5 protein-coding genes and 1 pseudogene are annotated in these 3628 nt (G+C 43.6%); all 6 read right to left on the bottom strand.

Translation table 11 applies throughout. The annotated features are described in order from the left end of the window. Positions 1-242: pseudogene (locus B4K20_RS09350) on the bottom strand (phenylalanine--tRNA ligase subunit beta); the annotation flags it as partial. 16 nt (positions 243-258) lie between these two features. Next, entirely contained in the window at positions 259-1296 is a 1038-nt protein-coding gene (gene pheS / locus B4K20_RS09345) for a phenylalanine--tRNA ligase subunit alpha (RefSeq protein ID WP_286305090.1), read from the bottom strand. A gap of 107 nt (positions 1297-1403) precedes the next feature. Continuing rightward, entirely contained in the window at positions 1404-1763 is a 360-nt protein-coding gene (gene rplT, locus B4K20_RS09340; protein ID WP_286305091.1) for a 50S ribosomal protein L20, read from the bottom strand. Between the two features lie 16 nt (positions 1764-1779). Beyond that, on the bottom strand, positions 1780-1977 hold the full coding sequence (gene rpmI / locus B4K20_RS09335; protein ID WP_007145589.1) for a 50S ribosomal protein L35: 198 nt from the start codon (positions 1975-1977) through the stop codon (positions 1780-1782). A 34-nt stretch (positions 1978-2011) separates the two neighbouring features. Further along, on the bottom strand, positions 2012-2530 hold the full coding sequence (gene infC, locus B4K20_RS09330) for a translation initiation factor IF-3 (RefSeq protein WP_289245000.1): 519 nt from the start codon (positions 2528-2530) through the stop codon (positions 2012-2014). Between the two features lie 3 nt (positions 2531-2533). After that, the coding region (gene thrS / locus B4K20_RS09325) for a threonine--tRNA ligase (RefSeq protein WP_289282685.1) at positions 2534-3628 on the bottom strand (1095 nt) is incomplete at its 5' end.

Genomic DNA, 3628 nt, shown 5'->3' with positions numbered 1-3628 from the left:
GCACCACAAACAATATCCAGTAACGCTTCACCACCCACATTAACTTTTGTGAGACGTAACTTATCGGCATCCGGATGCGGTGTGACAGAGGTCACTTGCCCCACAACGACGCCTGAAAACTCGCCTGCCACAGCTTCTACGGCATCAACTTCGAGACCAGCACCAGTGAGTTTATCAACTAATGCATCTGTATCAAGTGCAGGGTTTACCCACTCTCTTAACCATTTTTCACTAAACTTCATTGTCTTATCTCGTCGCTTAACTGAATTGTTTCAGGAAACGTAAATCGTTTTCGAAGAACATACGTAAGTCATTGACGCCGTATCGCAGCATCGCCATACGTTCGACACCGAGACCAAACGCAAAGCCAAGATACTTTTCACTATCAATGTTGACGTGTTTGAATACATTCGGATGAACCATGCCGCAGCCAAGTATTTCAATCCAACCGGTATGACTACATACGCGACAACCTTCTCCACCGCAGATTACGCACTCGATATCTGCTTCAGCTGAAGGTTCGGTGAACGGAAAATACGAAGGACGAAAACGTACTTTTAATGGTTTTTCAAAGAATGCTTGCAGAAAGTCTGACAAGATACCTTTCAGATCAGTAAAACTGATATTTTCATCCACCATCAACCCTTCAATCTGATGAAACATCGGTGTGTGGGTTAAGTCTGAGTCGCAACGATACACTCTGCCCGGGGCAATCAGACGTAAAGGTGGCTGTTCTTCTTCCATCACACGGATTTGCACCGGTGAGGTATGTGTTCTTAATAATTTATCTGCGTCAAAATAAAATGTGTCATGCATAGCACGAGCAGGGTGATGCTCAGGAATATTAAGCGCAGTAAAGTTATGATGACCATCTTCGATTTCGGGGCCTTCCGCCACATCAAAACCAATATTCTTAAAGTAACGTTCTATACGCTGTAGTGTACGAGTGACGGGATGTAAACCACCCACCTCGCTGTTGCGACCAGGTAAAGTCACATCAACAGTTTCTGCTGCTAAAGCAGCTTCCATTGCAATTTCAGCTAGTGCTTTATTTCTGGCATCGATGAGCGCTGACACATCTTGTTTAGCTATATTTACCGACTTACCAATAATAGGTCGCTCTTCAACGCCCACATTGGCTAATCCTTTCAGATAAGCCGTGATTTTGCCTTTCTTACCCAAAAACTCAACGCGAACGTTATCCAAAGCCCGATTATCATTCGCTTCTGCAATTGCTGCTTTCGCAGACTCAACAATGTCGTTTAAAGCTTCTAACTGTGTGTCCAGTTCAGCCATTATTACCCCCACCTGAGGAACAATATTCAGAAACAAAAAAGGGCCGTTTTGGCGGCCCTTTTCTACTTACATGCAAACACGTAGGTTTAATCAATAAACCGACGATATTAGTTTGCCAGTGCAGCTTTCGCTTTTTCTGCAAGTGCAGCAAATGCAGCTTCATCATGTACAGCGATATCGGCCAACACTTTACGATCGATTTCGATAGAAGCTTTTTTCAGACCATCGATCATTCTGCTGTAAGACAATCCACACTCACGTGCAGCAGCATTGATACGTGCAATCCATAAAGTACGGAAATTACGTTTTTTCTGACGACGGTCACGATAAGCATATTGACCTGCTTTGGTGACTGCTTGGACAGCTACGCGGTATACGTTCTTACGACGACCGTAATACCCTTTTGCTTGGTCAAGAACTTTTTTATGGCGAGCACGTGCTGTGACGCCGCGTTTTACTCTAGGCATTAGAAAACTCCCTCAATTACAGGTTTGGCAACATTTTACGAACTGACATGTGATCTGCTTTACAGATTGTCAGAGTAGAACGTAATTGACGTTTACGCTTAGTGCTTTTTTTGGTCAGGATATGACTAGTGAAAGCTTGTGAGCGCTTGAATTTTCCACTACCAGTGCGTTTAAAACGCTTAGCAGCACCACTATGGTTTTTTAATTTAGGCATTGAATTAACAACTCCGCATTGAAAGTTTATATAGTTATTTTTTACTGTTTGGAGCCAAAACCATAATCATTTGACGCCCTTCTTTCTTAGGTCGTTGTTCAACGCTAGACAGTTCTTTAAGATCTTCTGCAACTCGTTCAAGTAGTTTAAGACCCAAGTCCTGATGCGCCATTTCACGTCCACGAAATCGGAGGCTGACTTTAGTTTTGTTCCCGCTTTCTAGGAAACGTATCAGGTTGCGTAGTTTTACCTGATAATCCCCTTCTTCAGTTCCAGGTCGGAATTTAACTTCCTTCACCTGAATTTGTTTTTGTTTTTTCTTAGCTAGCGCTTTCTGCTTGCCTTCTTCAAACAAAAACTTGCCGTAATCCATGATACGGCATACTGGTGGACTCGCTTGTGGCGCGATTTCCACCAAATCCAGATCAGCTTGTTCGGCTCGTTCTAACGCGTCTTTCAGCGTAACGATGCCCACTTGCTCACCATTAGAATCTGTTAATCGTACTTCTTTGGCTGTGATTTCTCCATTCAGCCTTTTTTGATCTGTAGCGATGTTCTAATCCTCTATAATTATTCGACCGCGACTCGCAACATCTTTCTGTAGCAAGCCAACAAAGTCCTCAAGTTGCATTGCACCTAGGTCTTCGCCTTTTCGAGTGCGTACTGCCACGGCATTATTTTCTGCTTCACGCTCACCCACCACAATCAAGTAGGGGACGCGACGTAAAGTGTGCTCGCGTATTTTAAAGCCAATCTTCTCGTTTCTCAAGTCCGAATCGACTCTAAATCCTTGTTTCTGCAAATTGTTGGTGATATTTCTGACATATTCAGATTGTTTATCACTGATTCCCATCACCACCACTTGCTTAGGTGCAAGCCATGTTGGGAAGGCGCCAGCATACTCTTCTATTAAGATACCGATGAATCTTTCTAAAGAACCAAGTATTGCCCTGTGCAGCATAACTGGCACTTGTTTACTGCCATCATCTGCGACATATGTCGCATCCAGACGACCAGGCATTGAGAAGTCAACCTGAATAGTACCGCACTGCCACACACGGCCAAGACAATCTTTTAATGAGAATTCAATCTTTGGTCCGTAGAATGCGCCTTCACCTGGCTGTAGGTCCCAGTCTAATTCTGCGGCATTTAATGCCTGTTCTAGGGCATGTTCAGCCTTGTCCCATACCTCATCGCTCCCTACTCTACTTTCAGGACGAGTCGATAATTTAACGATGATTTCATTGAACCCGAAGTCGGCATAAACCTCGTGTAATAAATCAATAAAAGTGGCGACCTCTGACTGAATTTGATCTTCAGTACAGAAAATATGCGCATCATCTTGGGTAAATCCGCGTAAACGCATCAGGCCATGTAAAGTACCTGACGGTTCGTTGCGATGACATGAACCAAATTCAGCCATACGTAGTGGCAAATCTCTGTAGCTTTTCAGACCTTGATTAAAAATCTGAATATGACAAGGACAGTTCATTGGTTTGACGGCATAGTCACGATTTTCTGAATGGGTACTGAAAATCATATCGCCAAATTTATCCCAGTGACCTGATTTTTCCCACAAAGTGCGATCGACAACCTGAGGTGTGCGCACTTCCTGATAACCATTATTGCGTAACACGTCACGAATATAGTT

The organism is Methylophaga sp. UBA5088 (assembly GCF_002414625.1).
Lineage (GTDB): Bacteria > Pseudomonadota > Gammaproteobacteria > Nitrosococcales > Methylophagaceae > Methylophaga > Methylophaga marina.
Note: the sequence above shows the minus strand (reverse complement) of the source record. Positions and strands in the feature narration are given on the sequence as shown.